Origin of the sequence: Rhodococcus sp. BH5 (assembly GCF_027583855.1) — a bacterium.
Classification (GTDB): Bacteria; Actinomycetota; Actinomycetes; order Mycobacteriales; family Mycobacteriaceae; genus Rhodococcus_F; species Rhodococcus_F qingshengii.
The window spans coordinates 710,707-736,166 of record NZ_JAJHVW010000001.1 but is presented as its reverse complement, the minus strand read 5'-3'; the positions used below and the strand labels follow the sequence as shown (position 1 = coordinate 736,166).

The following is a 25,460-nucleotide window of genomic DNA, read 5'->3' as shown; positions in this document are numbered from 1 at the left end:
GTCACCGTCCACAAAGTCATGTCACCGAGTGTAGAAATCGGTACACCGGACTTCATCGTTCGAGAGGATGATATTTCCTGCGACGGCGTCCGCCCGCCCTCGCCGCTGCCGTCGACATCCTCCTCAGCACTCGACGACATTGACGGCGAGCCCGCCTTCACTTGTTTCCTTGTAACGCACGGACATGTCGTTTCCGGTTTGGCGCATGGTTTCGATGACGGTATCGAGGCTCACCACATGCGTCCCGTCACCGAGGTATGCGAGCTGAGCTGCGGTGACTGCAGTCGAGGCGGCTACGGCATTTCGTTCGATGCATGGGATTTGGACCAGGCCACCAACCGGATCGCAGGTCAGCCCCAGATGGTGTTCCATGGCAATCTCAGCGGCATTCTCGATTTGTCGTGGCGATCCGCCCATGACAGCGCACAAGCCGGCTGCCGCCATCGCGCAGGCAGCTCCGACCTCGCCTTGGCACCCCGCCTCCGCGCCCGAGATCGAGGCATTCGCCTTGATGATCGATCCGATTGCGGCAGCGGTGAGGAGAAAGGTTCGAACGTCGTGAACACCGGCGCCCGCCGCACGTATGTGGTGGTATAGCACTGCCGGCACGATTCCTGCGGCACCGTTCGTCGGAGCCGTTACCACGCGGCCACCTGCTGCATTTTCTTCGTTGACCGCCATGGCGTAGACGGTCAGCCACTCGCGTGAGGAGGGTGCGCAGTTACGTTGTTCCAGTTGAATGTTCGCAGACCGTGCTCTTCGGCGAACTCCGAGACGCCCGGGCAATACACCTTCGGTCTGGGTGCCGCGTTCGATGCATGCGCGCATCGCGGACCAGATCGCGTCGATGCCGGTGAATGCTCGATCCTGGCCGTGCATCGCGATTTCGTCCGACAGTGCCAGTTCGGCGATAGTTCCGGAGCCGCATTCCGCCAGTAGCTCTTTCGCGGTTCGATAGCGTGAGTTGATCGAATGCGCGCTTGCTTGCGTCTCCGTTCCGGCGCGCAGTACGAATCCGCCACCGATCGACAGATATATACTCGTACAGACGATTTCGCGACCGCTGAAGGCGGTCAGTGTCATCGAGTTGGGGTGCCCGTGACGGCGAACGAGCGGCTCGAACACCATGTCCTCGTGAGTGAACACAACGTGCCCGAGTGAGCCGCCGACGAGCTTCACCGATCCGCCGTCCGAGAGCTCGGCCCAATGCCCGTGAACGTCGTTCGGCTCGCACGTTTCAGGATCCAACCCACGAAGTCCCGCGATCACCGCGTCGGGAGTGCAGTGCCCTATTCCGGTGGCGGCGAGAGAGCCGTGCAGATTGCAGCGAATTCGGTCGACCGACGCGGTCAAGCCGGCGTCGGAGAGCTCGCCGACAAAAGTGCGGGCGGCTCGCATCGGACCGACCGTGTGTGAACTGGAGGGCCCGATCCCGATGGAGAAGAATTCGAGCGCGGAAACATAGACGCCGGTGGTGCTCATTCGGCGCTCGTGACGGTAGTCGCTCCTGACTCGCGCTGGGCCGCAATCGTCAGGAGGTTGGAGCGCGAGTCCCCGGTGGCGGCTCGGATCACAGTGCGTGCCATTGCAATTGCTCCGTGCAGAACAGCTTCGTCGCCCGCTGCGGAGCGGGCATCAGCGGCAAACTCGATCGTGTGAGGAACTCCGGTAACGCCGCGTAACGCGATCATCGGGTGGATCGAGGGAACCACCTTCGACACGTTGCCCATGTCTGTCGAGCCGCCGGTCAGGGGAGTTCGGGCGGCCGCGGTGCGGCCCAGGCTCGCGATCTCCTCGTCCCAGATCGTCGCCAGCACGCGATGTTGAACAAGCTCCTCGTACCGAGGTTCGGCGCGTTCGGTCGACCAAGAGCAGTCGCTGGCCACAGCTGCGCCCTCGAAGCAGGCGAGCATACGACGCTTGGCGTCCAACAGCACCTCGAGTTCTGCGGCCCGAACTTCCGCTCGCACCAATGTCGAGGCCGGAATGATGTTTGTTGCTTCGCCGCCGTGCTCGACGTAGGCGTTCAGCCTGACGTCGGAAGGAAGTTGTTGACGGAGGAGTCCGATGGCGACCAAGGCGATCGTGGCGGCGTCGCCTGCGTTGATGCCCTTGTGTGGCGCAGCGGCCGCGTGTGCGGCTCTTCCGGTGTAGGTCACGTCGAACCGGTCGACTGCCTGCGTTCCGGTGACGGTGCAACTGACGTCTTCACCTGCAGCGCCGTGGACCATGATCGACATCGCCGCGCCCTCCCATGCGCCACGTTCGAGCAGCAAGACTTTCCCGCCGCCATGTTCTTCGGCCGGCGTACCGAGAAGGACGACGGTCAGGCCGTGTTCCTCCGCGACCTCTCCGAGCGCGATCGCTGCTCCCAGTCCGGCAGCGGCGATGACATTGTGTCCACACGCATGACCGATGTCGGGAAGGGCGTCGTACTCGGCGCAGACGACGACGCGGAAAGGGCCGGAGCCCCGCACCGCTTCGAATGCCGTCTCGAGGCCGTAGGCGGCGCGAGTAACCGTGAAGCCGGCTTCCTGCGCGGCGTCCGCCAAGAGGGCCGACGCATGATGCTCTTCGAATGCCAATTCTGGGTGAGCATGGATGGTGTGGCTGACGTCGATGAGGCGTGATGCCCACTTCTCGATCGTGCTCGAAACCGAGTCTGTGCGGGTGCGGGTGTCAGCGATGGACATGGGTATTGGTTCCTTTCAACATCTTTGGTTCTCAGCGTTTTCGGGTGCAGTTCTAGTGCCAGAGGCCCAGCGCGAACTCCGCGACGACCACGGAAAGTAGGTAAGAGGCGAGGATCGCGACGATTCCGACGGGCACGATCTTCCAGCCGATCGTCTTGAGCAAGGGAAGGTCCTTGCCGAGGCTGAGACCTGCGACAGTCAAGGTGAGGGTGCAGATCGAGAGAAAGTCGACAGTCCCGACGGTGCTCGAGACGAAATCACCGATGGGGGACCACGGTGTTGTCGCCAAGGCACCGATGGTGATGATTGCGATCATCGCCGCGATCTTGCCGCGGGTCAGGCGGGCCACGCCGACGCCCAGGAGCAACAATCCGGTGAGGATCAAGTAACCGACGATGATCGATCGAGATACGCCACCCGCTGCGATCGAAGAGACGATGACCCCACCGACGAACAGAATCGGAACGATGGTGGTCAGCGGCACGGTGACGCTCGGCGCAACCGCTCGTGGGGCAGTGTCGGCTTTCCGTTCGCTGGTCGTCTTCGAGCGCTTGGTGAGTGCGCCGTAGATTCGATCAGCAAGGGGGAGTGCGACATACATGCCGACATACACGCCGAGGAGGCCGGTGATGATGTTGGATGTGGCCGCCACGGCGAGTACCTGGTCGGCCATCTCGGGGTGCGCCGAAACGACGCTGGCGGCAGCGGCAGCCATCATCGAGCCGGATCCGACGCCGGCACCCATCGCCAACGCGAGGGGGTCGAAGATGTTGAAGGATGTAGCCAGTGACGCAATCAGGCTGATCAGCACGGCACCGAACAGAGTGCCGAAGACGTACATCGACAGGACTCCACGGTACTGGTCGGAATCGGGGCCGTAGCGTTCGCTGACCATCGCGAAGGAACCCTCGCGGTCGATGGAGAAGGTTGCTCCGACGGTGGCCGGCCCCATCCGAAGGAGTACCGCCAGCGGGAGTGCGAGAGCGATAGTGCCGAACAAGTGCCCCAATTCCTGCAGTAGCAGTGCGGGGCCCGCCTCGAACAACAATTGGATGTTCGGGCCGATGGTGAAAGACAACCTTGCACAAAGCAAGAGAACAGCCAGGCCCATGATTGCCGAGGCTGCAGCCTGTAGGTCGAGGCCGAGTGGTTTCCACTTCTGGCTCGAGACGACACCGCCGGCAATCAGTCCCCACACCATGGGCAGGATCGTGATGGCGGCAGCGCCGACGGGAATCACTGCGGGGCCGATCAGTTGCGCGCCTGCCGCAAGCCCGAGGAGCAGAGTCACCACGATCCACAGGCGTGGCGACCGCATGGCGAAAACGACTTTTTGCGTCGCGGTTTGATCGCTGACCGGAGAATCGTCATGCGAGACAGGGAATGCTTCGGTCATGTCGGTGTCTTTCTCGAGGGGGCGAACGAACGCAAGATGTAAGCGTTCTCGAGGCTCAGGATTTGGTGGACTATTGATGTGATGAAGTTAGGATCGACGCGTTTCGATCCTGTTTCGGTGCAGCATTCTTTTGAAAGTGAGGTCCTCGGTGCAGGATCAGATGCTCAAGGACGACGATCTTCGGCTGTTGAACGCACTGCAGATCAGGCCGCGAGCGTCGTGGTCCGAGCTTTCACGCGCGATCGGTTCCGACCCGGTCACCCTGACCAGGCGTTGGGAGCGTCTGCACTCGCAAGGAATAGCGTGGATCGCTGCGTACCGTGGTGGACCCATCGTGTCGGCGACCGCACTTCTCGAGATCGAATGCGCACCGGCACAGACCATGAGCGTTGCCGAACAGATCGCGCACGATCCCGAAGTTCTCACAGTCGATCTCACAACCGGCAATCGGGATCTGCTCGTCACGCTCACCTGCACTGACCTCGATCAATTGTCCAGGTACGTGTTGGAGCGAACACAATCCCTGCCGATGATCACCGCGATGCGAACTCAGATCGTGTCCTCGGCGAACTCCGACGCGAGGAACTGGCGTCTACGTGCTCTCGATGCGGAAGAAATCGCCGCGCTCGAGTCGGCCCCGGCGGGAAAGATTCGTGGTGTACGCGCCGGCGAAGAGGAACAGTCGCAGCTGTTCGACATTCTTTCTCGCGAACCACGTGTCACCGTCTCGGCACTCGCTGCGGCCCTCGGAGTCACGCCGGCTCGCGCTGGGGCGCTCCTTTCTCACGAGCTGTCGACGGGGCGACTGGTCGTCCGCACGGAGATTGCTCGGCCCTACTCCGGCTGGCCGGTCTACGCCTGGTACTTCTTACGTCTCGACGGGCGAAAGGAGGCAATTGCTCAGCGTCTTTCGCACCTGCGTGAGGCGAGGCTTGTTGCTTCTACGATCGGCAGCTACGACATCGCATTGGCGGTGTGGCTGCGCTCGATCGACGACGTGCAGCGTCTGGAAGGTTATCTCGCCGACCAGTTTCCGGGCGTATCCGTGGTGGACCGGTCGATCGTCCTGCGTACGCCGCATCACCTGCATCGGACGATCGATGTGTCGGGTCGAAGCATGCCGAAGCACGGGTGATCCGCAACGCGTTCGCTCGGGTCGGGTGCTCTCCGACTAGTTGGGGATCGCCACGTCGACGATCAAGCCGAAGTGATCGGAACCTTCGATCTCGATCCGCTCGAGTGACTTCGCCTGACCGCCCCGCAGAAGTACATGGTCGATGCCGACGATCGCGGGAAATTTCTTGTCCGCCGGATAGGTGCGCACGATGCCTACCCCCAATTGGTCTGCGGCATCGGAGTAGCCGACATCGAGGAGGTCACGGAATTGCTTGTGCGTGAATGTGGTGTTGAAGTCACCACTGACGATGACGGTTTCCTCGGCGGCAGCAGCGTCGAGCGCGTTTCGCAAAGTGCTCAGCTCGGCAGTCCACACGTCGGGCGGGGTCACGTACGCCGGTCCGGGGTGAACCGCCAGAAGGGTGAACGGAGTCGAGAAGCCCACTTCGGCAACAAGATTGGTCGGTCCGAATCCGTTCAATTCCTGAGTGTCCGTCAGCGGATAACGGCTGTAAATACCGGCGCCACCCCCGCCGGCCTCGTCCGGTACCAAGTAGTGATGCGGCAGCAGTTGCTCGAGTCCTTTATCTCTGAGAGAGCCTTCGAGTGATGTGGTCAGTTCCTGAACCGTCAGGACGTCGACTGCCTTCTCGCGCACCGTCGCAGTCAAACTGGCGGGATCTGCCTGCCCGAAGAGAAGGTTTGCTTGCATTACGCGCAGAGTCGGCCCGTCGATTTCGGAACTGTTTGCCACATACAGTGGACTGATCACCGACGCGCCCACCGCAATCAGTACCACCGAGATCGCCAGCAGGATCCAGCGGCGAAAGACCAGGCATATCAGGGACGCTGCGAGTGTGACCGCAAGCAGTATCGGGACGAAGGAGGCCACGGCGATCAACGGGTTGATCGGCTTGGTGGAGTACAACGCGATCAGCGCGACAACGCCGACGGCGATACCGCCCACGCCGGCGACCTGAGCGATACGGCGTGCCGGAACATTGTCCGTCGTGAATCCCATACCAAACGGTACCCAATGCAGCCACGGCTCCCGACTGCCTGGCGTTTGTCAGTCGTCGGTTCGGGTGCGGAATGCGTTCACGGCGGCTTCGACGGTCGGGTAGAAGTGCGTCGAATCGAATCGATCCCCGACTCCGAATCGGATGAGTCGATCCTTGATCGGACCTTTCATCTCTGCGAATGCCAACCGAATTCCTTTGCCTTCGAGGAATGTATCCAGATCGACGAGTTCGTCGACTGCCGTTGTATCGAGTCCGGTGATCGGTTCGGCGGCTATAACCACCCAGTCGACCGGATCTGGCGCCTTGGCGACGACGGAGCGAACGTACTCGTCGAAGATCTCGCCGTTCGCGAAAAACAGTGGCGCGTCAAACCTCACCAACACCAGGCCGGGGATGCGATGCCCATCTGGATGGCGTTCGATGTCGTGGAATCCGGCGGGTTCGCCCGTCTCGACGAGTTCGGTTCGATGTGGCTGCCATACCTGCGCGATGACCGCTGCGAAGGACAGTCCGATCGCTACAAGGATGCCTTGTAGCACACCGACCAGGGCGACGCCCAGAAACGCCGCGACGGCGAGGCCGAATTCCACGGTGCTCATGCGCCACATGCGGACCATGCCGCCCACGTCGATCAGTGCACACGCGGCGACGATGACGACGGCGGCCAGTGTTGCATCGGGCAGATATGCCGTGAGTCCGGGAGCGACGAGGACGAACACCAGGACCGCGAGCGCCCCGACGACGCCGGCCAATTGTGTGTGCGCCCCACTCTGTTCGGCTACCGGAGTTCGTGACCCGCTCGCCGAGATCGGAAACCCGCCGAACAGCCCGCCGGCCACGTTCGCGACACCGATCGCCTTCATTTCGGTACTGCCGTTCACGTCCTCGCCGTGGCGGGCGGCGAAGGTGCGCGAGAGAACGCCGGTGTCGGCGAAGGCAATCAATGCGATACCGGCGGCGGGCCCGATCAGATGGCCGACGTCCTGCCAGGTGACTCCACCGACGGAAGGGAGGGGGAGTCCTTCCGGCAGTGCGCCGACCATGCCGATGTCATCGGTGAGACCGGCGGCAGCGGACAAGACTATGGCCGCGACAACGGCCACCAGAACGCCGGGAACAACAGGTACCCAGAGCCGGAAGGCGACTATGACGACTAGCGAACCGACACCGATGGCGGCAGCGAGGGGGTCGACGTCGCCACCCACCAGGGCCTTTGAGATCCCGCCGATTTCACCGAGTAGACCGGACGCGTCGACGGAGAATCCGAGCAGCTTGGGAATCTGACCAACTACGACGACGAGTGCAATGGCGTTGAGGTAGCCGAGGCGGATCGGTTTCGAGAGGAGTTCGGTCACGAAGCCGAGACGAAGGATTCCGCCGATCACGAGGATGAGTCCGACAAGAATGGCGAGAACACCGGCTAGTGCAAGCGCATTCTCCGAATCGCCGACCACTGCCAGCGGTATGACCGCGGCGGCAATCAGCGGCGCCAGTGACGAATCAGGTCCGAGTACAAGGATTTTCGAGGGCCCGACTACCGCGTAGGCGAGCAAAGGCACGATGGTGGCGTACAGCCCGGCGTACGCAGGCAACCCGGCGGCCTCGGCGTAGCCCATGCCTGCCGGGATGAGCAGGGCAGTCAAGACGAGTCCGGCAGTGACGTCTGTTCGCAACCACTCGCGGCGATACCCACGGGCAGTCGCGACGCCCGGTAGCCGACCTAGACTCTCCGCCCACATCATCGTTTGATTGTCCTCCCTCAGTGGAGCGAACGGGCGCGCTCGGGGGCAACCGCGGTGGTCGCAGGGAGGGGCGCAGGTGCCTGTGCGAGGCGGCGGCGTCGAATAGCCTTGTCCAACTCGACGACAACCGGGATGATCAGCGACCAACCCAGGCAGGCGAGCCACTGGGCGCCGGTCAGTGAGGTTGTCATGAGGAGGTCCTGGAGGACGCCCGCCTCGACGGCGAATACGGTCACGACCGTGGGGATCGTCAAGATCTTGATGGCACCGAGAACCGGTGGAACCACGCCGGACTCGGGATCACGCCGCATGGTAAGCCCCGCGAGAATCGAACCGAGAGAGAGCACTACGAATGCTGTGGTCATGGGAACATTCGCCTCGGAAGTACTCATTTCACCGGGTGCGAGAAGCATCGCCGCGAGTGTCACGGCAAATTGCAGGACACCGTACGCGAGCCACTGAGCGACTGCGCTTCGATGTGCGATCGGCATCTTGGGATCGCGCGGAGGCTTGTTCATCAGATCCGGTGGCGGCGGGTCGAGCATGATCACGGCGACGGGGAACAGTGTGATGAAGAAGTGCTGGAACAGCACCATCAGTGGCGTCAGTGCCACACCCTCGTTGATGGTGAAGATGCTCGCAGCGAGGAAGAGGAGAACCAAGGAGAAGAGTTTCGACATCTGGTAGCGGATGTACGAGACGATTTTTCCGTAGATGTTGCGGCCCAAAGTGATCGCGGTGATGAGGGTGCCGAAGTTGTCGTCGGTGAGCACCATCTTGCCCGCCTGTTTGGTCACCTCACTGCCCGAGCCCATGGCGACGCCGATGTCTGCCTTCTTCAACGCGGCGGCGTCGTTGACCGCGTCTCCGGTCATCGCGACGACGGCGCCACCGCTCTGCATGACATCGACCAAGCGAAGTTTGTCCTGCGGAGTGACGCGGCCGAACACGTGCAGGTTCGGCAACGCGGTCGACAGTTCTTCATCGGTCATCGCTTGCAACTCGCCTCCGCCCACCGAGCCCGGGCCGAGTCCGAGTTCGGCACCGATCGCTGCGGCGGTGATGGCATGGTCGCCGGTGATCATGCGGACCTCGATGCCGGCCCGGTGTGCGGTGCGCACCGAATCGACCGCCTCCGGGCGTAGCGGGTCGATGATGCCTGCGATACCGACAAACGTCAGGTCCTCGACGCAGGACATGGGGTCGGCCACGACAGCGTCTTCCCGTCCGTCGAGTCGCCTCACAGCGAATGCAAGCACCCGAAGACCCTTTTCGGACATCGACTGATTGGCGGCCGTGAGTTCCTCTCGGACTTCCTCGATCGGTACCGGTCGGCGGCCGGGGAGGAAGGCCGAAGAACACCGAGCGAGGACGACATCGGGTCCGCCTTTGACCAATCCGACGAACTGGCTTTCGCCGTCGACTTCGAGGTGGTGGTACGTGGCCATGAACTTGTACGCGGAATCGAACGGAACCGTTGCCACCCGCGGGTAGGTCCGTCTGGTCAGTGGGGCGTCGGCACCGATCTTTGCCGCGAGCACCACGAGCGCGGCCTCGGTCGGGTCGCCGACAACTTCCCCGGAATCGGAAACCGTGGCATCGCTGTCGAGACACAGTCCGTATGCGAGAAGGGTGAAGTCGGGCGGCGCCTCGCCGGCAACCTGCGTTATCCTTCCCGCTTTGGCATAGCCTTCGCCCTCGACCGTGTACCAACGGCCGTGGACGTACAGCGATCGGACGGTCATCTGGTTCATGGTCAGCGTGCCGGTCTTGTCCGAGTTGATTGCACTGGTCGCGCCGAGTGTTTCGACGTCGGTCAGGTTCTTCACGACGGCCTTGGCGTCGGCCAGTTGACGGGCACCGTAGGCCAGCATCGCCTGGACGAATGTTGGCAGGCCGGTCGGAATCGCGGACACTCCCATTGCGATACCAAGGAGCAGAAGCGTAGTCAGGTCCTGCCCACGAAGGAGCTCGATGACGACGATGACGATCACTGCCGTCCACGCGATGATTCCGAGAAGTTTGGTGAGAGAGTCCAATTCACGTTGAAGTGGCGACTTGCCAGGGGCGACCGCCGACAACATCGACGCGATCTGGCCTATCTGCGTCTGCATCCCGGTCTCGGTGACCACCATGGTCGCCGTGCCGCGGGTGACCGAGGTGTTCTGGAAGACCAGATTGCTGCGGTCTCCGAGCGGAATATCCTCGTTGTTCAGCGTATTCGGGTCCTTCGGTATCGGCGCGCTTTCCCCGGTCAATGCGGCTTCCTGCGTCTCCAGGGTGGTGGTGGCGAGCAACCGTCCGTCGGCAGCGATGATGTCTCCTGCCTCGACTTGGACGATGTCACCCGGCACCAGTTCGGTAGCGTCGAGTTGTATCAGGTTCCCGTCACGAATGACCCGTGCTTGGGGCGTCTGCATCTTGGCGAGGGCGTCGACGCTCGCCCGTGCCTTCAACTCCTGTCGAGTTCCGAGGACGATGTTGAGCACGACGAGCACCGCCACCACGATTGCTGTCGGCACTTCACCGATGGCGATGCTGACCGCGGCCACGGCGACGAGCATCAAGTTCATCGGATCTTTCAGCTGCAACAGCGCGATCGACCACGTCGACGGCGGTGGCGTCGAGGTGATTTCGTTCGACCCGTAGCGTCGTCGCCGTTGGTCGGCCTCATCCGACTGCAGTCCGCGCTCCGGGTCCGACTGCAGTATGGACACGACTGATTCGCCACTCTGCGCATGCCACGGCGTGGGGCTCATGACCGCACATCCTTTCCTTGGCGATCGTCAATACCGGGTCGGAATCCAGTGCAGCGGTTGTTTGGGCGTCTGGTAGCCGTGAGCCTTCTGCCGTTTCGGCAGGGTGATGTCCGTGGATTGCACGGGCTCGTAGGGGATCTGACTCAGAATGTGGCTGATGATGTTGAGTCGTCCGCGTTTCTTGTCATTGTTGTTTGCGACATACCATGGCGCCCAGCCGGTGTCGGTGAAGCGAAACATCTCGTCGCGGGCACGCGAGTAGTCGTACCAATGACTGAACGACTTCAGATCGAGATTCGACAGCTTCCAGATCTTTCGAGGGTCGTCGATCCGGCTCTGCAGACGTAAGAGCTGCTGTTCTTCGCTGACCTCGAGCCAGTACTTGAGCAGAATGACTCCCGATTCGACGATCGCGCGTTCGACGGTCGGAATGAGCTGGAGAAATTGATGTGCTTGTTCTTCGGTGCAAAAGCCCATTACTCGTTCTACACCGGCACGGTTGTACCAACTTCGGTCGAAGATGACGATCTCACCGGCAGCCGGAAGATGCGGGACGTAGCGCTGGACATACATCTGCGAATGCTCTCGCTCGGTCGGGGCGGGTAACGCAACGACCCGGAACACTCGCGGACTCACTCGCTCGGTGATGGCTTTGATGACACCGCCCTTCCCCGCGGTATCTCGACCTTCGAATACGATGCAGACCTTGGCTCCAGACGATTTGACCCACTCCTGCAAAGCCACGAGTTCGCCGTGCAACGGCTTGAGTTTGCGGCGGTACACCTTGTTCTTCATCGGCTTTTCTGCCACGGGCGGCGCGTCGTCGGTAAGGGTCGACGGGGTGTCGTCGTGAAGAATCCGAGCGTTCTTTCCCACTTCCACTCCCTGGCATCATGAGCGCAACGCGAGCGCGCGGGGAACCGTCCGCCCTTATGTGTATGCCCCATATTCGGTGAACCTATTCTCTTCGCAATCGAGACCCGAATCGTGTTGTTTTCGAACCCTTTCCGAGTATTGACGTGCTCGGCTGGACGGACGACCATTAATGGATGACTGGCGACGAAGAGTTGCTCCACGTCGAGCGGGTGATCACTCGCCTGATTTCCCGCTATCCCGCCGTTCCTCCACCGGAGATCGAAAACAGAGTGCGAACAATTCACCAGCGTTTTGCGGGATGTCGGATCCGCGACTTCGTGCCTCTTCTGGTCGAAAAAGCGGCCAGACAAGAGATCTCGGATCGGAGAATCGTGATTCCGATAATGGATGAGCGGTCGGCGAGTCTGAACTCTCTCGAACTGTAGCCGGAACGGGGATCGTCGGCGCATACTGAAATGACCTTGGACCAGGGAGTTCTGGCCGAATGCAGGAGCTCAGGCGCGGAACGTCAGCCTCCCGAACTCCTGATGTGTAAAACCGAGTACAGGGAGCGTTGACATGGAAGGCTTCTGGGAATTCTTCTGGTTCATCTTCGTCTGCTTTGCCTTTGTGGCGTACTTGAGCGTGTTGTTCTCGATCATCACCGACTTGTTCCGTGATCACGAGACTTCGGGCTGGGCCAAGGCGTTGTGGATGATATTCCTCTTCGTCATTCCATTCCTGTCCGCGATGATCTACGTGGTCGTCAAGAATGACGGAATGACGAGGCGGTCGATGGAAGCCGCTCAACAGCACATACACGCGCAGAGTGATTACATTCGAAAGGTCGCCGGGAAATCGCCGACTCAGCAGATCGCCGACGCCAGAGAGCTTCTCGACTCAGGCGCGATCAACGAAGAGGAATTCCAGGCCATCAAGGCAAAGGCGCTGGCGTAGTTTTCGTATCTTCTGCCCCGGGCCTGGCGTCGTCGGTTCCGCCGTCGTCAGGCCCGGCGTCCTGCGCGGCGGCGCGTGCGGGACGAACCAATACTTCCAGTGCGACGAGAGCAACGAGCGCAATGACGACGATCCAACCAACGACCAATCCGGTGGGGTAGCGCCAGAAGAGCAGCAACAGGGCGGCGATGCCGATGATGGCACAGCGCAGTGGGACACGAAGCTGATTGGCCCACCGCTCCACCTGATTCGGCGTTCGGCCGCTTGCAGAATGCCGGACGAAGTCCAACGCCTGCCCGTAGCCTCGACGAACGGCGATCGCCGACGACGACCCACCGATCAGGTAGGCGCCGAGCCCCACCACCACACCGAGGAGCGCAACCGCGCGAAGGCTCGTCCGAAGCGGAACCAGAACTGTGTCGATGACAGCGGTGGCGGCGTCTGGCGAGAGGATATCGGTAGGGACACTGTCGAGGTAGATTGCACGTCCGATCAGAATTCCGATCGCAAGAACAAGCATTCCCAACGCAATCGACAGACCGACCAGGGACAGCGTACGAAGCCTGCGACCGGTTGGCGCAACGGCGACAGCGGCTGCTGCGCAAGCGATTCCCAACCACGGCAGCACCGCCGAGACCTTGTCGAGTGCCGAGACGGCTCGCTGCGCCTTCACCAGCTCGGGGGACTGGAAGAGAACAAACTCCTTGTCCACGGACGGGATTTTGTCTGCGAAAGCGAAGCCGCGGTCGGTCAGCGCCGTTTTCACCCGGTCGATGATCGTGCTCAGTGAAATGCTGACCGTTCCGCTCTGGTCGACCTCGACCGAGTCGGGTCCGTAGTTTCCGGTCATGACGGCGACGAGGGAGTTGTGCGCCGCTCGGTTCGCCTGAATCCAAAGGTCTTCGAACTGCTGCGTCCGAACGAGCGAGGCCACTGTGTCGTGGACGAAACTCTTCGCCTGGCCGGCGATCACCGGTGCCAAACCCACCAACGCCTGGTCCACGCGAGGGGCGTTGGCTTCGAGATTCGACACGTCCGTCAATGCTGTGAGTGCCTCGGTGGTGAGCCCTTCGACGTCGACGCGATCGAAGATCTCGTCCGTGACTTGATTCGTGATCTCCGCTTGCACGGCTGGATTCTCACCCAGTGGCGCTACCGTGCTGACGTAGCGGTCCGTGTCGAGGATCTGACTTCGTACGAAGCGGGTGGTTACCGACAAGACTGCGAGCAGTGCGACCAGCACCAGCAGGATTGTCACCGCGGTCCACCGCAGCCCATGTCGAGGTGGTCGGGAGACTTTCTCGACGGTCGTTTCGCGGGCGCTGGGAGTCTGCTCGCGAAGTGTTGCTACCTCTTCGCGCAACCGGGCTAGTTCGGCACGTTCGTCCTCCTGGAGTGGTCCGTCGCTCGTGCCGTTTGCCATGATGGTCCTCCCGGGACGGAAACTACTGGCGCACAGTTGAAATGCTGAACTGCGAAGATGATTCGGCGGGTGACCTCAGATGACCTCGGGATTCCAGGTCGCGACGGCCCAGATGACGAATACGTCGAGCGCGATGATGATGATCGACCACCACGGCGAGTGGGGTAGCCACAGGAAATTCGCGAGGATCGACAGAGAACAGATGACTATCGCGCCTACCCGTGCCCACGTCGCGCCGGTGAAGAGCATGATTCCGACAGCGGTGACGAGCACACCGAGTACGAGGTGGATCCATCCCCACGAAGTGAGGTCGAATTGGTACGTGTATTCCGGGCCGACGACTGTCACGTCGTCCTCCGATATCGCCGAGATGCCTTGGAGGATTTCGAGCACGCCGACTGTGATGAGGAGAACGGCTCCGCCCAGCGCGCTTCCTTTTGCCACACCCTGCTTTACCAGTGAATCCTCGGACATGACCGCCCCTAGATTTCAAGCGCGAAATAGCCTGGCATATTTCCCTGTCCCGACCTTTTACGGTGGTGAAGTAGCCCGTCGGAGGGCAAATCAAACATTGAGCGCTGCACAGCATTGCGATATTCATTCGCCTACGAATTCGAAAGAACCTACCGTGACGGCATGGATATGGCGGACGTAGGTGTGGCGATGAGGCCTGCACCGGGTGTGATCCGGACGGACCGGCTGGTGCTCCGTACCTACCGCCCAGGCGATCACCGGGATCTTCTCACCTTCTACGGGCGCAGCGACGTATGCCGATATTTGCTCAACGAACCCTGGAGTCTCGCGGAGGCTCGGGAGGCCGTGCAGACCAGAATGTCTCGCCGCGACCTGGCATCGGGCGCGGTGGCACTTGTTGTCGAGTACGGGGGCCGGGTTGTCGGAAGCGTGAGTGCTTGGCGAGTCGAAGAATCTGATTGCACAGCCGAAGTCGAGCACACCGCCGAACTCGGGTGGGCATTTTCGCCCGAGTTCGGCGGCCGAGGATTCGCGACGGAAGCAGTGACCGCTCTGATCGACCTCGCGTTCGCGACACCCCGATTGCGCCGCGTTATCGCGCGAATGGATTCGAGAAACGAATCCTCGGCGCGACTCGCGCAGCGGATCGGTATGAGGCGAGAGGGACATTTTCGGCAGAACGCGTGGATCAAGAACGAGTGGACCGACACCGTGGTTTTCGCGACACTTCGCGGTGAGTGGCCTTCAGTTGCTTGATCAGACCGAGCGGGCTGCTATTTTGCGACCAGTTCGGTCAACTGTGGCACGAGTTCGTCGGTCGCCCACGGAACACTCAGAAGGCTGACGTACATTGTCGCTGCAGTCAGGCGATTGTCGGTGATCCACAGGTCCTTGCCGTTGGCGATGACCGGCCACCGCGAGAACAGAGTGTTGGCCAATGTGCTGTCGACTTCCGACTGATCGCTTGCCCAACCGAGATACACGTCGGTGTCGATCGTGTCGAGCTTTTCCATACTGATGCCGAAAAGGAACGAGTCGCCGGCAAAGTTCTTGGCGCCGTTCACCACGTCGGGAGCGACTGTGAGCCCGAGGTTTTCGACAAACTTGACGCGCGGATCGTCCGGACCGTAGATGGCGGTTTCGGTTTCTCCTTCACGGATGTAGGAACCGAAGGCGAAAGTGACTCCGTTGAATTCGGGATGACTCGCCTTCGATTCCTGGACCGATTCCTCAACCGACTTGATCAGCGCCGCGGTTTGAGCGGGACGCCCGAGTGCCTTGCCGACATCGGTGGCGAGGTTTTGCCACGAGCTGGGCTGATACGGCTTGGTGTCGTACGGGAGGGTCGGGGCGATCGAGCTCAGGCGCTGGTAATCCTGCTCGGAGAAGCCCGAGTACGGGGCAAGAATCAGATCAGGCGCGGCATTGAGAATCTGCTCGAACAGTAGCTCGCCGCTGTCGGAGTAGTACGGCGCAGGCGTGGGCAGCGTCTGGCCCGACTTTTCGAGTTCGGCGCGGGTCCACGGCAGGAACCCGTCGGCGTCGCCGGCCCAAGAGTCCTTCTGCATCGCGATCGGAGTGACACCCAGGGCGATGACCGTGTCTGCCGCTGCGGAATCGAGGGTGAGGATCCGTGTCGGCTCCTTGTCGATGGTGGTCCCGCCGAAAGCGTGCTTGATCGTCACGGGATAGGCGCCGTCCTCGACGGCGGATGCCGATGAATTGTTTTCCTGGGCGTCCGATGACGACTGTGTGCAGGCGGTCAGAGGCAGTGCCGCCGCCAGCATGAGCGCAACAACGATTCGTCGCCTCCGCTGGGGACGAATTCTCTGACGGGCAGATCTGAACACGCGAAACTCCTCGGGATTGATCAGGGAAGTGCTTGCACGACTCAGCGCAGTACGCGCATGAGAGCAGGCTTACCTAAGTGAATGTAGGGCGCGTGCGTGTAGCGAAGGGGCCAGCCGATGTCGACAACAGGTCAGGCTCGAGTCAGTTGACAGCGGCGAGCGCATTGCCGGGGGTGTAGCCGACCGTCTTGCGAAAAGCGGCGATGAAGGAACTCGACGTCCCGTAACCGACACGGCGGCTGACGGCGTTCACACTCATTCCGGTCCCGAGCATGCCGAGGGCCGTGCTCATACGAACCAGAGTGCGCCACTGCGCAAAGCTCAAGGCGAGTTCCGCGGCAAAAATCCGGGTGACCGTACGTCGGCTGAGATTGAGAACGTGAGCCCACTGATCGAGTGATCGATCGTCGGCGGGATCCGACAGCACTTTGTCGACGAGCATCCGTAGCCGCGGATCTCGGGGGATCGGTACGTCGAAGTGAGGTGCTGATGCCGGGGTGAGGAGATCGACACAAACCTGCTGTGCCCGAAGGCGTTGTTCTGCAGGCATTCCGGTGTGGGCGAGGTGTATCAGCAGTGCCCGGGCTGCCTCACTCAGTGTCACGATGCACGGTTCGTTCCAGGCGGGGGGTCCACAGCTCGGGGGTGAAGAGCGTGGCGCGGAATGCGACGTGGGGATTTGCCTGACCTTCGTGGAGGACCCCGCGGGGGATCCACAGGCCGACGCCGGGCGTGACGGTCCAGAGTTGATTGTCGATGATCATGTTGACGACACCGCGGTCGGACCAGATCAGTTCGTGCTCGATGTGAGCGTGCTCTGGCCACCGGGTGATGTGGTCGGTCTCGACGATGTACGTCGTGAGTTGGAACGGCGCCGGGACGGCGCGCGCCATCGGAGTGTGGCGGTCGGATTCCCGTAAGTGGGAATCGTCGTCCAGCTGTGGACCGTCGTCGATTTCACGAAGGGCAGGGATCAGCACCGTGGACTACCTCCAGAGCAAAGTTAGGTAAACCTTACACTGATGTGGGCAGCGATCAGTGACTCGCACCGAGTTCGATGAGAAGCACGCCTGCCGCGATGAGGCCGATCCCGACCATCATGAGCCTGGTCAGCGGTTCGCGAAAGAGAATACGGGATGCGATTGCCGTCAACGCCACTCCGCATGCGGTCCAGATTCCGTAGGCGACGCCGATGGTGAGGCCCGCGTCGAGCGCAAGGGTCAGGAAGGCGAAAGCGGCGAGATACCCCACGGTGACAACCGCGAGCCATCGTTTGTCGCTGCCGTCCTGCGACGCCATCCGTAGTGACAACGTCGCGGTGACCTCGGAAATAATTGCAGCGATCAGAAATACGAAGGTCATGCTGGGTCCGCCGGCCCGCTGTCGGCGGCAGCCTGAGAGCCGAGTTCGACGCACAGCACTCCGCCGATGACCAGTGCAATCCCGATGCCCATGGTGGCCGTCAGAGGATCTCCGAAAAGGAAAGTTGCGAATACTGCGGTCAGGACAACTCCGGTTGCGCCCCAGATTCCGTATGCAACACCGAGTCCCATGCCCTCCCGCAGGACGAACGACAAGGCGGTGAATGCTGCGAGATATCCGCCGACGACCACGATGTACCAAGCCGGGTGATCGAGGGCGGCGCGCAACGACAGCGTCGCAGACACCTCGGTGAGGATCGCGGTGATCAACAACAGCCATTTCTTCACGGTTGGGATTCTGTCAGGCTCCACCGATTCCGGTCGCGCACTACGGTTGAGACATGACGTGCGTACTGCTCGGTGGAATCCGCAAAGGTGACATCCGCCACGACGCGTCGGGTGGCGATGTGGCCGCAACTCCGATCCTCGACTGGGGCCACGACGACGTGGCCCGCCTCTACGAGGACATTGCAGAAGGTGCGATCCGGTCGGCGCAGGAGTTCCTGGTGTCGGCGCATCGCAGCGTCGCTGCAAATATTCGGCCGGTGTACGGCCTCGACGACCGGCAACCCGTCTCGGTGACATTGAGTCGAGAGCGCGGATCCTGCAGTCAGAGACTGGCTATCGTCGAAGCGTTGGCTCGCCGCCGAGGTATCGCCACCCGAGTTCGCGGTCTCGTACTTCGTGGGGAGTTCTGGTACCCAAGATTTCGGCGTCTACATGCGGTGATTCCGAAGTCAGTGCTGCTGGCGTGGCCGGAATTTCTGGTCGACGGACGCTGGCAGGACGTCTCCGAGATCGTTTCACCTGCGGTGGTCTCAGCGCTCGAACCGTTCACGAATACCGGCGAGGAGACACTGTTCGACGCGATCGGACGCGCTCCGATCAGTTGGGGCAAGTCTGTTTCGTGTGATTGCTTGGACTTCTCCGAATTCGTCGACCGCGATCTGGGCACCTTCGAATCTCGCGACGTGCTCTTCGAGGAATTCGGACAGACGATGTCGACCCTCGTCAGAATTCTCGTCGACCCGGTTTTCCGGAACTGGAGTGCATCCGGCTGACGCGCGACGCGAGGTCTAGGCTGTTCTGCATGTCTGTGCGTACCCCATTGGTCCCTGGAACCGTCTCTCCCGTCCTCGCTGTGCCCTCGAAGATCGAACGGCCCGAGTACGCGTGGAAGCCGACCGCCAAAGAGGGCAACGAGCCCTGGGTTCAGACGCCGGAAACGATCGAGGCGATGCGCATCGCCAGCAAGATCGCTGCAGGCGCGCTGCAGGAAGCCGGCAAGGCTGTCGCTCCCGGTGTCACGACCGACGAACTCGACCGCATCGCACACGAGTTCATGCTCGACCACGGTGCATACCCGTCGACGTTGGGCTACAAGAGCTTTCCCAAGTCGTGCTGCACGTCTCTCAACGAGGTGATCTGCCACGGAATCCCCGACTCGACTGTGATCCAGGACGGCGACATCGTCAATATCGACGTCACCGCGTACATCAACGGGGTACACGGCGACACCAATGCGACATTCCTCGCCGGTGACGTGTCCGAAGAGAACCGCTTGCTCGTCGAGCGCACACACGAGGCAACGATGCGGGCCATCAAAGCCGTCAAGCCCGGCCGCGCGCTCAACGTGATCGGACGTGTCATCGAGTCCTACGCCCATCGGTTCGGGTACGGCGTCGTCCGGGACTTCACCGGACACGGAATCGGCGAGACCTTCCACAACGGCCTCGTGATCCTGCACTACGACGAGCCCGCGGTCGAGACGATCATCGAACCGGGCATGGTCTTCACGATCGAACCGATGATCAACCTCGGTGGTATCGACTACGAGATCTGGGAGGACGGTTGGACCGTCGTCACCAAGGACCGTAAGTGGACGGCGCAGTTCGAGCACACCTTGGTGGTCACCGAGACCGGTGCAGAGATTCTCACCCTGCCTTGAGTTCGGAGATGCGCGGCGCTCTGCTGGTAGCCGGCACTACTTCCGACGCAGGCAAGAGCGTTCTGGTGGCCGGATTGTGTCGCATGTTGGCGCGTCGAGGCGTCCGAGTGGCGCCGTTCAAGGCGCAGAACATGTCGAACAACTCCGTGGTCACGCTGGACGGCGGAGAGATCGGCCGTGCGCAGGCACTTCAGGCGCGTGCATGCGGTCTGGAGCCGAGTGTTCGATTCAATCCGGTGCTGCTCAAGCCTGGAAGTGACCGCACTTCGCAATTGGTCGTTCGGGGCAAGGCGATGACCACAGTGGGTGCTCGCGACTACATGCAGCATCGGCAGTGGCTTCGCGCCGTCGTGGCCGAAGATCTCGAATCGCTTCGATCCGAGTTCGACGTAGTGATCTGTGAAGGCGCCGGTTCACCGGCCGAAATCAACTTGCGCGCAACGGATCTTGCCAACATGGGATTGGCTGAGGCTGCGCGGATTCCGGTCGTCGTCGTCGGTGACATCGATCGCGGCGGCGTCCTGGCCCATCTGTTCGGGACCGTTGCTGTGCTCTCGCCGAGCGACCAGGCATTGATCGCGGGATTTGTGATCAACAAATTCCGCGGTGACGTTGCACTGTTGGAACCCGGACTGGAACAACTGCGCAGCCTCACCGGTCGACCCACTCTCGGAGTGATCCCGTTTGCCGACGATCTTTGGCTCGACGCCGAGGATTCGCTTGGCGTCACCGGCAATGCCCCGGTATGGCGCCCGGGCCCACCCGTCGGTTCGGCCTGGCTCACCGTTGCTGCGGTTCGGCTCCCGCGCATCTCCAACTCCACGGACGTCGAGGCACTGGCATGTGAACCGGGCGTGGCAGTTTCGTGGGTGACCGATCCGTCGCGGATTCGCGACGCGGACCTCGTGGTGATCCCCGGTAGTAAGTCCACCGTGAGTGACCTCGAGTGGTTGCGAAGTACCGGCCTGGCCGACGAGATCGTCGCGCGAGCAGGTCGCGGGCAAGCAGTCCTGGGAATCTGCGGCGGTTACCAGATGCTGGGTAATTCCATCGTCGACGACGTCGAATCAGGATCAGGGACCACCGCGGGACTGGGTCTGCTGGACCTCGATGTCGAGTTCGCTCCGGACAAGGTGCTGGCGCAGATGACCGGTACGGCAGACGGTATCTCGGTGTCCGGGTACGAGATTCATCACGGACGCGTCGTGCGCAACGGGGACCACCCATTGCTGGCGGACTCGAGCGGTATGCCGGAAGGCAGTGTGCGAGGGCCTGTTCGAGGGACACACTGGCACGGTCTCCTGGAAAGTGACGACTTTCGGCGCAGCCTGCTGCGTGAGCTCGCGGTTCCCGGTTTTGTTGCTGCACCCGACACCGCGGTTGCCGCGGTGCGAGAACAACAACTCGACCTTCTCGCTGATCTCGTCGAGCAGCACCTCGATCAGGATCTACTCGAGAAACTGATCAACGGTGGGGCGCCTATCGGGCTCCCCGTCATTGCTTCCGCACTCGAAGCCTGAGAGCGCTCCTGCGGGTGTCGACGTGGACGCGGTAGAATAGCCAGGCCTCACTCCCGCGACGGCTCCCTAGTAGGAGTGTGCGCGGTGACAGATCAATTCGACGGCTTGCTGACCGACTTCAGTGACGAGGTGCTGGTCGACTCGGCAATGCTCGGCGATCACGCGGCCTTCGACGTCATCGTCCGCCGATACGGCCCGCACTTGTATCGATTTGCCCGTCGACTGCTCGCGAGCGAGAGTGACGTCGACGACATCGTCCAGGAAACCTGCGTCGCTGCGTGGCGCCAACTTCCGGGGTTTCAGCGGCGCTCGAGCACCAAGACCTGGTTGTTCGCGATCTGTTCTCGCAAGATCTCGGATTTCTATCGAAAAGTCGGCTCCTGCGCCGCCGATATGGACGAACTCCGGGAAGAAGCTGATCCCCGTTTGCGTGATCCGAGCGAAGAAGTCTGCGGCACAGCATTTCTCGACGCCCTGGAATCCGAACTCGATCGCCTGCCACTGCGTCAGCGTGCTGCCTGGGTCTTGCGAGAAGTGGAGGGCATGACGTATCCACAGATCGCTGTTGTCCTGGAACTGAGTCCGGACGCGGTTCGTGGCCAGCACACTCGGGCGAGGCGGAATCTCGGTGTCGCACTCGATCGATGGCGATGACGACTCGGCGGTTTGCCGGGTTCTGTCACCGAACTCACTCTCCTTGGTGCTCGTGAAGCTGGAAGAATGCTTCGTCGTGGATACCGCTTTCGACCCCAGAGGCTTCGACCCGAGAACCGAGGATTCGGTGCCGTCGGTACTGCCGGACGATGCGACGGCAACGGGTGCTGACGTCGCCGTCGAGGCTGCGGAAACTCGGCTGACGGCACGTGCAGTCAGAGAGTTGCTGGCAGCGCTCGGGGGAAGTATCGGCGACGAGGACGAACTCGTGGTTCTGCTCCAGCGCGCCGTCGAAATCGCGAACGACCCCATCGACGGCGCCGACAGCATCGGCGTCACCATCGATCTTGCCGGGCAGACCTACACCGCCGTTCATACCGATTCGCGGACCCTGCGCGTCGACATCGAGCAATACGACGCCGGCGACGGACCATGTCTGCACGCGGCTCGAACCGGTGAAACCGTAGTCGTCGATGCCGAGACCAGCGCAGAACGCTGGCCGCGGTTCGCGGCTGCCGCGAAGGACGAAGGGATCAAGTCCTTTCTCGCGGCGCCGCTCTTCACGCCGGATCAGCGACTCGGTTCGTTCAACCTGTACGGACGTGCCCCAGCGGCCTTCGACAGCGTCGATGCGGAAGTCATGGAGATTCTCACGACAACAGTCTCACGCGCGATCGGAGACTTCTCCCGTTTCAAATCTGCCAAGGCGGTAGCTGACGCCTTGCAACGCGCGCTCGAGACTCGGGCGCCGATCGAACAGGTCAAAGGCATGCTGATGGCCATCCATCGGATCGATGCCGACACCGCATTTCACATGCTGCGCAGGCAGTCTCAGACCACGAACACCAAGTTGCGTGACGTGGCAGCCGAGATCGTCGAGACGTATTCCGCGCCGCCCACCGCGGTCTAGTTCGACGGAGACCGACGTACGGCCTCGAGCGCGACGACCACGCTCGCGGCGACAACCACGTGCATCAGCGCGAGCGTGACCGTGCTGGCGGCGTCGAAGTCCGCGGCAATGGTCAAAGCGATGGTGCCGAGCGCCACGACTGCACCCACGATCTGGGCGATGCGGATGATCGGCTCCCACTTCAGTGAGATCAACATTGCGAGCGACAAACCGACCAGCAGTGGCACCACCGTCAATGTGATGACCCCACCAGGCGCGACGCTCGCCGGCTTTCCCTGATCTGTCATCTCGAAGGATCCGCCCAATGCGAGGCCGATCAACCACAGGATCAGATTGACGACGAGAGCAATTACCGTGGCGCCGAGTACGGCACGTGGCTTGGTGAGGTGGAGGTTGTGTGCGGTTGACGTGATTGCAGACATGGTGTTCTCCCGGCTCGATGCGATGGTCTTGTGACGTCGCTCTGGTGAATAGACCCGCCGGCGGGGAGAAACTCATCGCTGAGGTTGACTATTGCCCGTCGACGACGGGCACTGCGGTGCCGGTGACCGAGATACCGCCGTCGACTGGGATGTCGACTTCGAGCGCACTGGGACGCCCGACGTGTCGGCCCTGGTGGATGGTGATCCGCCGCGGAGTGGCCGCGGGTTCGAGTTTGCGCAGGTAACCGCCGGTCGATGCCGCTGCGGACCCGGTTGCGGGATCCTCGACGATGTTTCCCACCGGAAACAGATTTCGGGCTTCGAAGGTGTTGTCGTCGAGGGGATGCAGGATCGTCACCGTGCCGGCCCACCCCTGCGCGTCCATCAGAATTCGCATTGCGGATGGATCGAAGGTGAACTCGTCGAATGTCGACTGATCACGAAGTACGACGATCGGGTGAGTGTTGCCGGCGTACGAAAGCATTGCGGGATACCGCGCGTCGAGCGCAGACGAATCGACGCCGATGAGCCCGAGCAGCGCTGTCAGCACGGCGTGATCGATCGGCGAGACCGACGGTTCGACGCTGGTGAAGGTCGCGGTGGACCTTCCGTCCTCGTCGGTCGCCGTGTCGATGGATACCGGTCCGATCGGTGTTTCGAATGTGAAGGTTCCCTCACCGTCTCGCTCGGTGAGAGCGATGGCCGTCGCAATAGTGGCATGACCGCAGAACGGTACTTCGGCGATAGGGGAGAAGTACCGGATCCGGCTGTGGCGCGGGTTGCCTCCGAGTTCCGGTTCGATGAGGAACGCCGTCTCGGCATACCCGACTTCGGCTGCAACGGATTGTAATTCGGAGTCGTCGAGTCCACGCGCGTCGAGCAGCACGCCGGCGGGATTACCGCCGGCCGGATCCGAACTGAACGCAGTCAGTCGGAGGATGTCGTGAGAAGTTGCCATGTCGACCATCTTTGTCCGCTGTCGTCCATCGGGGGAAGAGACATCGCGCGATTGCGGTCCGCGATCTTCGAACTGGACTGCCTCCGGAACAAACCGGCCGCACGGCGTCGTTGGTGCAGACATGAGCAATGACACAGACACCGACGACGCGTTGTTCGCACTCGTGGCCGAGGGAAAACAAGGTGTGCTGGCAACCGTCAAGCGTGACGGCCGCCCACAGTTGTCCAACATCATTTACCGCTGGGATGACGAGTCGACGACGGCTTCCGTGTCCATCACAGCCGATCGCGCCAAGAGTAAAAATGCGATCCGTGATCCGCGGGTTTCCCTCCACGTCAGCGCGCCCGACTTCTGGAGCTACGGCGTGATCGAAGGGCTTGCTGTGGTGACACCCGCAGCGGCCGATCCTCACGACGAAGTGTCGGACGCCCTGGTCGAGCTGTACCGGGACATCAGCGGCCAGGAGCATCCCGATTGGGAGGAGTACCGCGAAGCGATGGTGGCAGAGCGTCGACAGATCCTCACGGTGCGCGCTGATCACGTCTACGGAATGACGAGGCTCCCCAAGCCGTCCGGTACCTAGAGCCGCGCCCCACTGGAGTTCGGCCCACCCCCACTTTCGAGCGAACGGTACGTCCGTCGCCTCAGATGCGCCGAAAGCCACTTTCGCTCCGAGTGGAGGCGGTACAGAGCGAACAATTCGGGCTCGTAGCGGCGCGTGAATGTATGAGTGGTCATACTTCTGTCGACTCCAGGGTCCTCCACTGTGTGGATCGCGTACCGTTTCCAGACATGGAATTGACTCGAGTAGCGGTGGGCAGTGGTTCGTGCACCGTTCGGATCGACGGGCCGGTCAGCAAGCATGCGGTACTCCTGCTTCCCGGCAAGGGCGACCCCGTCGACTTGTACGACGATGTGTGTGAGCGACTGCACCATTCGGATCTGCGGACCGTCGCGGTGGAATCGATCGAGAATCTCGACGAGACCTCGGCAGTGGTACTTCTGGACGAGTTGAACATCGCCTGGGTGAACCTGGTCGGTCACCGGGAGGGCGCCGATCTCGCGTGGCTGTTGGCTGCACGTCAGTTCGGCCGCTTCGCGAGTTTGATCGCCGTGGACCGTGGACATCCGTCGGCCAGCGATATTGCCGGCGTACCGCCGGTCGAGGTTCCGACCACCGTAGTCGTGGGCAGTGGAGGTCGGGCCATCGCCGACGCCAGCGGTCGTTTCGTGTACTCCGACTTTCGCGTGACGGAACTTCCGGGTGTCGACGACGTCGTCAAGTCGGCACCGGCCGAACTCGCAACCGAGATCGTGCTGCGTACCAGCCCCTGGTGAAA

The 25,460-nt window shown here is 61.8% G+C and carries 27 protein-coding genes; 11 read left to right on the top strand and 16 right to left on the bottom strand.

The annotated features are described in order from the left end of the window. Positions 1-123: 123 nt before the first annotated feature. From RhoBH5_RS03310 to RhoBH5_RS03300, 3 genes are read right to left on the bottom strand one after another with little or no spacing between them, the layout of a single operon-like run. Complete coding sequence (locus tag RhoBH5_RS03310; protein ID WP_270007947.1) at positions 124-1,482, bottom strand: L-serine ammonia-lyase; 1,359 nt, start codon at positions 1,480-1,482, stop codon at positions 124-126. Continuing rightward, the gene (locus tag RhoBH5_RS03305) at positions 1,479-2,693 is read right to left on the bottom strand and encodes an amidohydrolase (RefSeq protein WP_030535644.1); all 1,215 of its coding nucleotides are present in this window, start codon (positions 2,691-2,693) and stop codon (positions 1,479-1,481) included. Before RhoBH5_RS03305 ends, RhoBH5_RS03310 begins: the two co-directional genes overlap by 4 nt. A 52-nt stretch (positions 2,694-2,745) precedes the next feature. Further along, positions 2,746-4,089: a DUF3100 domain-containing protein gene (locus tag RhoBH5_RS03300; protein WP_003942681.1), complete on the bottom strand. Its 1,344-nt coding sequence runs from the start codon at positions 4,087-4,089 to the stop codon at positions 2,746-2,748. A 136-nt stretch (positions 4,090-4,225) separates the two neighbouring features. Here RhoBH5_RS03300 and RhoBH5_RS03295 point away from each other — a divergent pair, with 136 nt between their 5' ends. After that, positions 4,226-5,224 (top strand): Lrp/AsnC family transcriptional regulator, encoded by a 999-nt coding sequence (locus RhoBH5_RS03295; protein WP_228232586.1) that lies wholly within the window; start codon positions 4,226-4,228, stop codon positions 5,222-5,224. A gap of 36 nt (positions 5,225-5,260) precedes the next feature. Here RhoBH5_RS03295 and RhoBH5_RS03290 read toward each other — a convergent pair whose 3' ends face one another. The 4 genes from RhoBH5_RS03290 to ppk2 are packed head-to-tail and all read right to left on the bottom strand — an operon-like array spanning position 5,261 to position 11,586. Further along, positions 5,261-6,226: an endonuclease/exonuclease/phosphatase family protein gene (locus tag RhoBH5_RS03290; RefSeq protein ID WP_270007946.1), complete on the bottom strand. Its 966-nt coding sequence runs from the start codon at positions 6,224-6,226 to the stop codon at positions 5,261-5,263. A 48-nt stretch (positions 6,227-6,274) separates the two neighbouring features. Further along, positions 6,275-7,969 carry a SulP family inorganic anion transporter gene (locus RhoBH5_RS03285; RefSeq protein WP_270007945.1) on the bottom strand — a complete coding sequence of 565 codons (1,695 nt, stop codon included), beginning with the start codon at positions 7,967-7,969 and terminating at the stop codon, positions 6,275-6,277. Positions 7,970-7,986: 17 nt separating this feature from the next. Then, entirely contained in the window at positions 7,987-10,728 is a 2,742-nt protein-coding gene (locus tag RhoBH5_RS03280) for a cation-translocating P-type ATPase (protein WP_270007944.1), read from the bottom strand. A gap of 27 nt (positions 10,729-10,755) precedes the next feature. Then, positions 10,756-11,586: a polyphosphate kinase 2 gene (gene ppk2, locus RhoBH5_RS03275; RefSeq protein ID WP_228402274.1), complete on the bottom strand. Its 831-nt coding sequence runs from the start codon at positions 11,584-11,586 to the stop codon at positions 10,756-10,758. Positions 11,587-11,777: 191 nt separating this feature from the next. Here ppk2 and RhoBH5_RS03270 point away from each other — a divergent pair, with 191 nt between their 5' ends. Then, positions 11,778-12,029 carry a three-helix bundle dimerization domain-containing protein gene (locus RhoBH5_RS03270; RefSeq protein WP_007734945.1) on the top strand — a complete coding sequence of 84 codons (252 nt, stop codon included), beginning with the start codon at positions 11,778-11,780 and terminating at the stop codon, positions 12,027-12,029. Positions 12,030-12,162: 133 nt separating this feature from the next. Continuing rightward, positions 12,163-12,540: an SHOCT domain-containing protein gene (locus tag RhoBH5_RS03265; protein ID WP_003942794.1), complete on the top strand. Its 378-nt coding sequence runs from the start codon at positions 12,163-12,165 to the stop codon at positions 12,538-12,540. Here RhoBH5_RS03265 and RhoBH5_RS03260 read toward each other — a convergent pair. Next, positions 12,518-13,963 (bottom strand): hypothetical protein, encoded by a 1,446-nt coding sequence (locus tag RhoBH5_RS03260; RefSeq protein WP_050656479.1) that lies wholly within the window; start codon positions 13,961-13,963, stop codon positions 12,518-12,520. The two genes, RhoBH5_RS03265 and RhoBH5_RS03260, sit on opposite strands and share 23 nt — an antisense overlap. Before the next feature lie 75 nt (positions 13,964-14,038). Then, positions 14,039-14,437 (bottom strand): DUF7144 family membrane protein, encoded by a 399-nt coding sequence (locus tag RhoBH5_RS03255; protein WP_007734954.1) that lies wholly within the window; start codon positions 14,435-14,437, stop codon positions 14,039-14,041. 162 nt (positions 14,438-14,599) lie between these two features. Here RhoBH5_RS03255 and RhoBH5_RS03250 point away from each other — a divergent pair, with 162 nt between their 5' ends. Beyond that, positions 14,600-15,193: a GNAT family N-acetyltransferase gene (locus RhoBH5_RS03250; RefSeq protein WP_083057398.1), complete on the top strand. Its 594-nt coding sequence runs from the start codon at positions 14,600-14,602 to the stop codon at positions 15,191-15,193. Positions 15,194-15,210: 17 nt separating this feature from the next. Here RhoBH5_RS03250 and RhoBH5_RS03245 read toward each other — a convergent pair whose 3' ends face one another. From RhoBH5_RS03245 to RhoBH5_RS03225, 5 genes are all read right to left on the bottom strand, one after another. Beyond that, complete coding sequence (locus RhoBH5_RS03245) at positions 15,211-16,287, bottom strand: iron-siderophore ABC transporter substrate-binding protein (protein WP_223304443.1); 1,077 nt, start codon at positions 16,285-16,287, stop codon at positions 15,211-15,213. Positions 16,288-16,429: 142 nt separating this feature from the next. Next, the gene (locus tag RhoBH5_RS03240; RefSeq protein ID WP_270007943.1) at positions 16,430-16,891 is read right to left on the bottom strand and encodes a helix-turn-helix transcriptional regulator; all 462 of its coding nucleotides are present in this window, start codon (positions 16,889-16,891) and stop codon (positions 16,430-16,432) included. Then, positions 16,878-17,267, bottom strand: coding sequence for an AraC family ligand binding domain-containing protein (locus RhoBH5_RS03235; protein WP_270007942.1), 390 nt, complete (start codon positions 17,265-17,267; stop codon positions 16,878-16,880). Before RhoBH5_RS03235 ends, RhoBH5_RS03240 begins: the two co-directional genes overlap by 14 nt. A 55-nt stretch (positions 17,268-17,322) precedes the next feature. Beyond that, positions 17,323-17,649, bottom strand: a complete 327-nt coding sequence (locus RhoBH5_RS03230) for a DMT family transporter (RefSeq protein WP_003942819.1) — start codon at positions 17,647-17,649, stop codon at positions 17,323-17,325. Then, a complete protein-coding gene (locus RhoBH5_RS03225) occupies positions 17,646-17,996 on the bottom strand; it encodes a DMT family transporter (RefSeq protein ID WP_064073692.1) in 351 nt (116 codons plus the stop codon). The genes RhoBH5_RS03230 and RhoBH5_RS03225 overlap by 4 nt, the downstream gene beginning before the upstream one ends. Positions 17,997-18,049: 53 nt before the next feature. Here RhoBH5_RS03225 and RhoBH5_RS03220 point away from each other — a divergent pair, with 53 nt between their 5' ends. From RhoBH5_RS03220 to RhoBH5_RS03200, 5 genes are all read left to right on the top strand, one after another. Next, positions 18,050-18,769: a transglutaminase domain-containing protein gene (locus RhoBH5_RS03220; protein WP_270007941.1), complete on the top strand. Its 720-nt coding sequence runs from the start codon at positions 18,050-18,052 to the stop codon at positions 18,767-18,769. Positions 18,770-18,798: 29 nt separating this feature from the next. Then, positions 18,799-19,656 (top strand): type I methionyl aminopeptidase, encoded by an 858-nt coding sequence (gene map, locus RhoBH5_RS03215; protein WP_007734970.1) that lies wholly within the window; start codon positions 18,799-18,801, stop codon positions 19,654-19,656. Positions 19,657-19,664: 8 nt separating this feature from the next. Continuing rightward, the gene (locus tag RhoBH5_RS03210) at positions 19,665-21,176 is read left to right on the top strand and encodes a cobyric acid synthase (protein WP_270007940.1); all 1,512 of its coding nucleotides are present in this window, start codon (positions 19,665-19,667) and stop codon (positions 21,174-21,176) included. 84 nt (positions 21,177-21,260) lie between these two features. Next, complete coding sequence (locus RhoBH5_RS03205; RefSeq protein WP_007734974.1) at positions 21,261-21,830, top strand: RNA polymerase sigma factor; 570 nt, start codon at positions 21,261-21,263, stop codon at positions 21,828-21,830. 76 nt (positions 21,831-21,906) lie between these two features. Then, positions 21,907-22,740: a GAF and ANTAR domain-containing protein gene (locus tag RhoBH5_RS03200; RefSeq protein ID WP_270008063.1), complete on the top strand. Its 834-nt coding sequence runs from the start codon at positions 21,907-21,909 to the stop codon at positions 22,738-22,740. Here the strand turns inward: RhoBH5_RS03200 and RhoBH5_RS03195 are convergent. Further along, a complete protein-coding gene (locus tag RhoBH5_RS03195) occupies positions 22,737-23,162 on the bottom strand; it encodes a DUF6069 family protein (protein WP_054188580.1) in 426 nt (141 codons plus the stop codon). The two genes, RhoBH5_RS03200 and RhoBH5_RS03195, sit on opposite strands and share 4 nt — an antisense overlap. 88 nt (positions 23,163-23,250) lie before the next feature. Further along, positions 23,251-24,120 carry a PhzF family phenazine biosynthesis protein gene (locus tag RhoBH5_RS03190; protein ID WP_245361432.1) on the bottom strand — a complete coding sequence of 290 codons (870 nt, stop codon included), beginning with the start codon at positions 24,118-24,120 and terminating at the stop codon, positions 23,251-23,253. 121 nt (positions 24,121-24,241) lie between these two features. Here RhoBH5_RS03190 and RhoBH5_RS03185 point away from each other — a divergent pair, with 121 nt between their 5' ends. Together RhoBH5_RS03185 and RhoBH5_RS03180 are read left to right on the top strand one after the other, a co-directional pair. Beyond that, the gene (locus RhoBH5_RS03185; protein WP_270007939.1) at positions 24,242-24,703 is read left to right on the top strand and encodes a PPOX class F420-dependent oxidoreductase; all 462 of its coding nucleotides are present in this window, start codon (positions 24,242-24,244) and stop codon (positions 24,701-24,703) included. Between the two features lie 209 nt (positions 24,704-24,912). After that, positions 24,913-25,458 (top strand): alpha/beta fold hydrolase, encoded by a 546-nt coding sequence (locus tag RhoBH5_RS03180; protein ID WP_003942671.1) that lies wholly within the window; start codon positions 24,913-24,915, stop codon positions 25,456-25,458. Positions 25,459-25,460: the final 2 nt, after the last annotated feature.

Coding starts and splice junctions, on each gene's coding strand:
- RhoBH5_RS03310 (WP_270007947.1), bottom strand. CDS start 1,482: ATGAGCACCACCGGCGTCTATGTTTCCGCGCTCGAATTCTTCTCCATC.
- RhoBH5_RS03305 (WP_030535644.1), bottom strand. CDS start 2,693: ATGTCCATCGCTGACACCCGCACCCGCACAGACTCGGTTTCGAGCACG.
- RhoBH5_RS03300 (WP_003942681.1), bottom strand. CDS start 4,089: ATGACCGAAGCATTCCCTGTCTCGCATGACGATTCTCCGGTCAGCGAT.
- RhoBH5_RS03290 (WP_270007946.1), bottom strand. CDS start 6,226: ATGGGATTCACGACGGACAATGTTCCGGCACGCCGTATCGCTCAGGTC.
- RhoBH5_RS03285 (WP_270007945.1), bottom strand. CDS start 7,969: ATGATGTGGGCGGAGAGTCTAGGTCGGCTACCGGGCGTCGCGACTGCC.
- RhoBH5_RS03280 (WP_270007944.1), bottom strand. CDS start 10,728: ATGAGCCCCACGCCGTGGCATGCGCAGAGTGGCGAATCAGTCGTGTCC.
- RhoBH5_RS03270 (WP_007734945.1), top strand. CDS start 11,778: ATGACTGGCGACGAAGAGTTGCTCCACGTCGAGCGGGTGATCACTCGC.
- RhoBH5_RS03265 (WP_003942794.1), top strand. CDS start 12,163: ATGGAAGGCTTCTGGGAATTCTTCTGGTTCATCTTCGTCTGCTTTGCC.
- RhoBH5_RS03260 (WP_050656479.1), bottom strand. CDS start 13,963: ATGGCAAACGGCACGAGCGACGGACCACTCCAGGAGGACGAACGTGCC.
- RhoBH5_RS03255 (WP_007734954.1), bottom strand. CDS start 14,437: ATGTCCGAGGATTCACTGGTAAAGCAGGGTGTGGCAAAAGGAAGCGCG.
- RhoBH5_RS03250 (WP_083057398.1), top strand. CDS start 14,600: ATGGATATGGCGGACGTAGGTGTGGCGATGAGGCCTGCACCGGGTGTG.
- RhoBH5_RS03230 (WP_003942819.1), bottom strand. CDS start 17,649: ATGACCTTCGTATTTCTGATCGCTGCAATTATTTCCGAGGTCACCGCG.
- RhoBH5_RS03220 (WP_270007941.1), top strand. CDS start 18,050: ATGACGTGCGTACTGCTCGGTGGAATCCGCAAAGGTGACATCCGCCAC.
- map (WP_007734970.1), top strand. CDS start 18,799: ATGTCTGTGCGTACCCCATTGGTCCCTGGAACCGTCTCTCCCGTCCTC.
- RhoBH5_RS03210 (WP_270007940.1), top strand. CDS start 19,665: ATGCGCGGCGCTCTGCTGGTAGCCGGCACTACTTCCGACGCAGGCAAG.
- RhoBH5_RS03195 (WP_054188580.1), bottom strand. CDS start 23,162: ATGTCTGCAATCACGTCAACCGCACACAACCTCCACCTCACCAAGCCA.
- RhoBH5_RS03190 (WP_245361432.1), bottom strand. CDS start 24,120: ATGGCAACTTCTCACGACATCCTCCGACTGACTGCGTTCAGTTCGGAT.
- RhoBH5_RS03185 (WP_270007939.1), top strand. CDS start 24,242: ATGAGCAATGACACAGACACCGACGACGCGTTGTTCGCACTCGTGGCC.
- RhoBH5_RS03180 (WP_003942671.1), top strand. CDS start 24,913: ATGGAATTGACTCGAGTAGCGGTGGGCAGTGGTTCGTGCACCGTTCGG.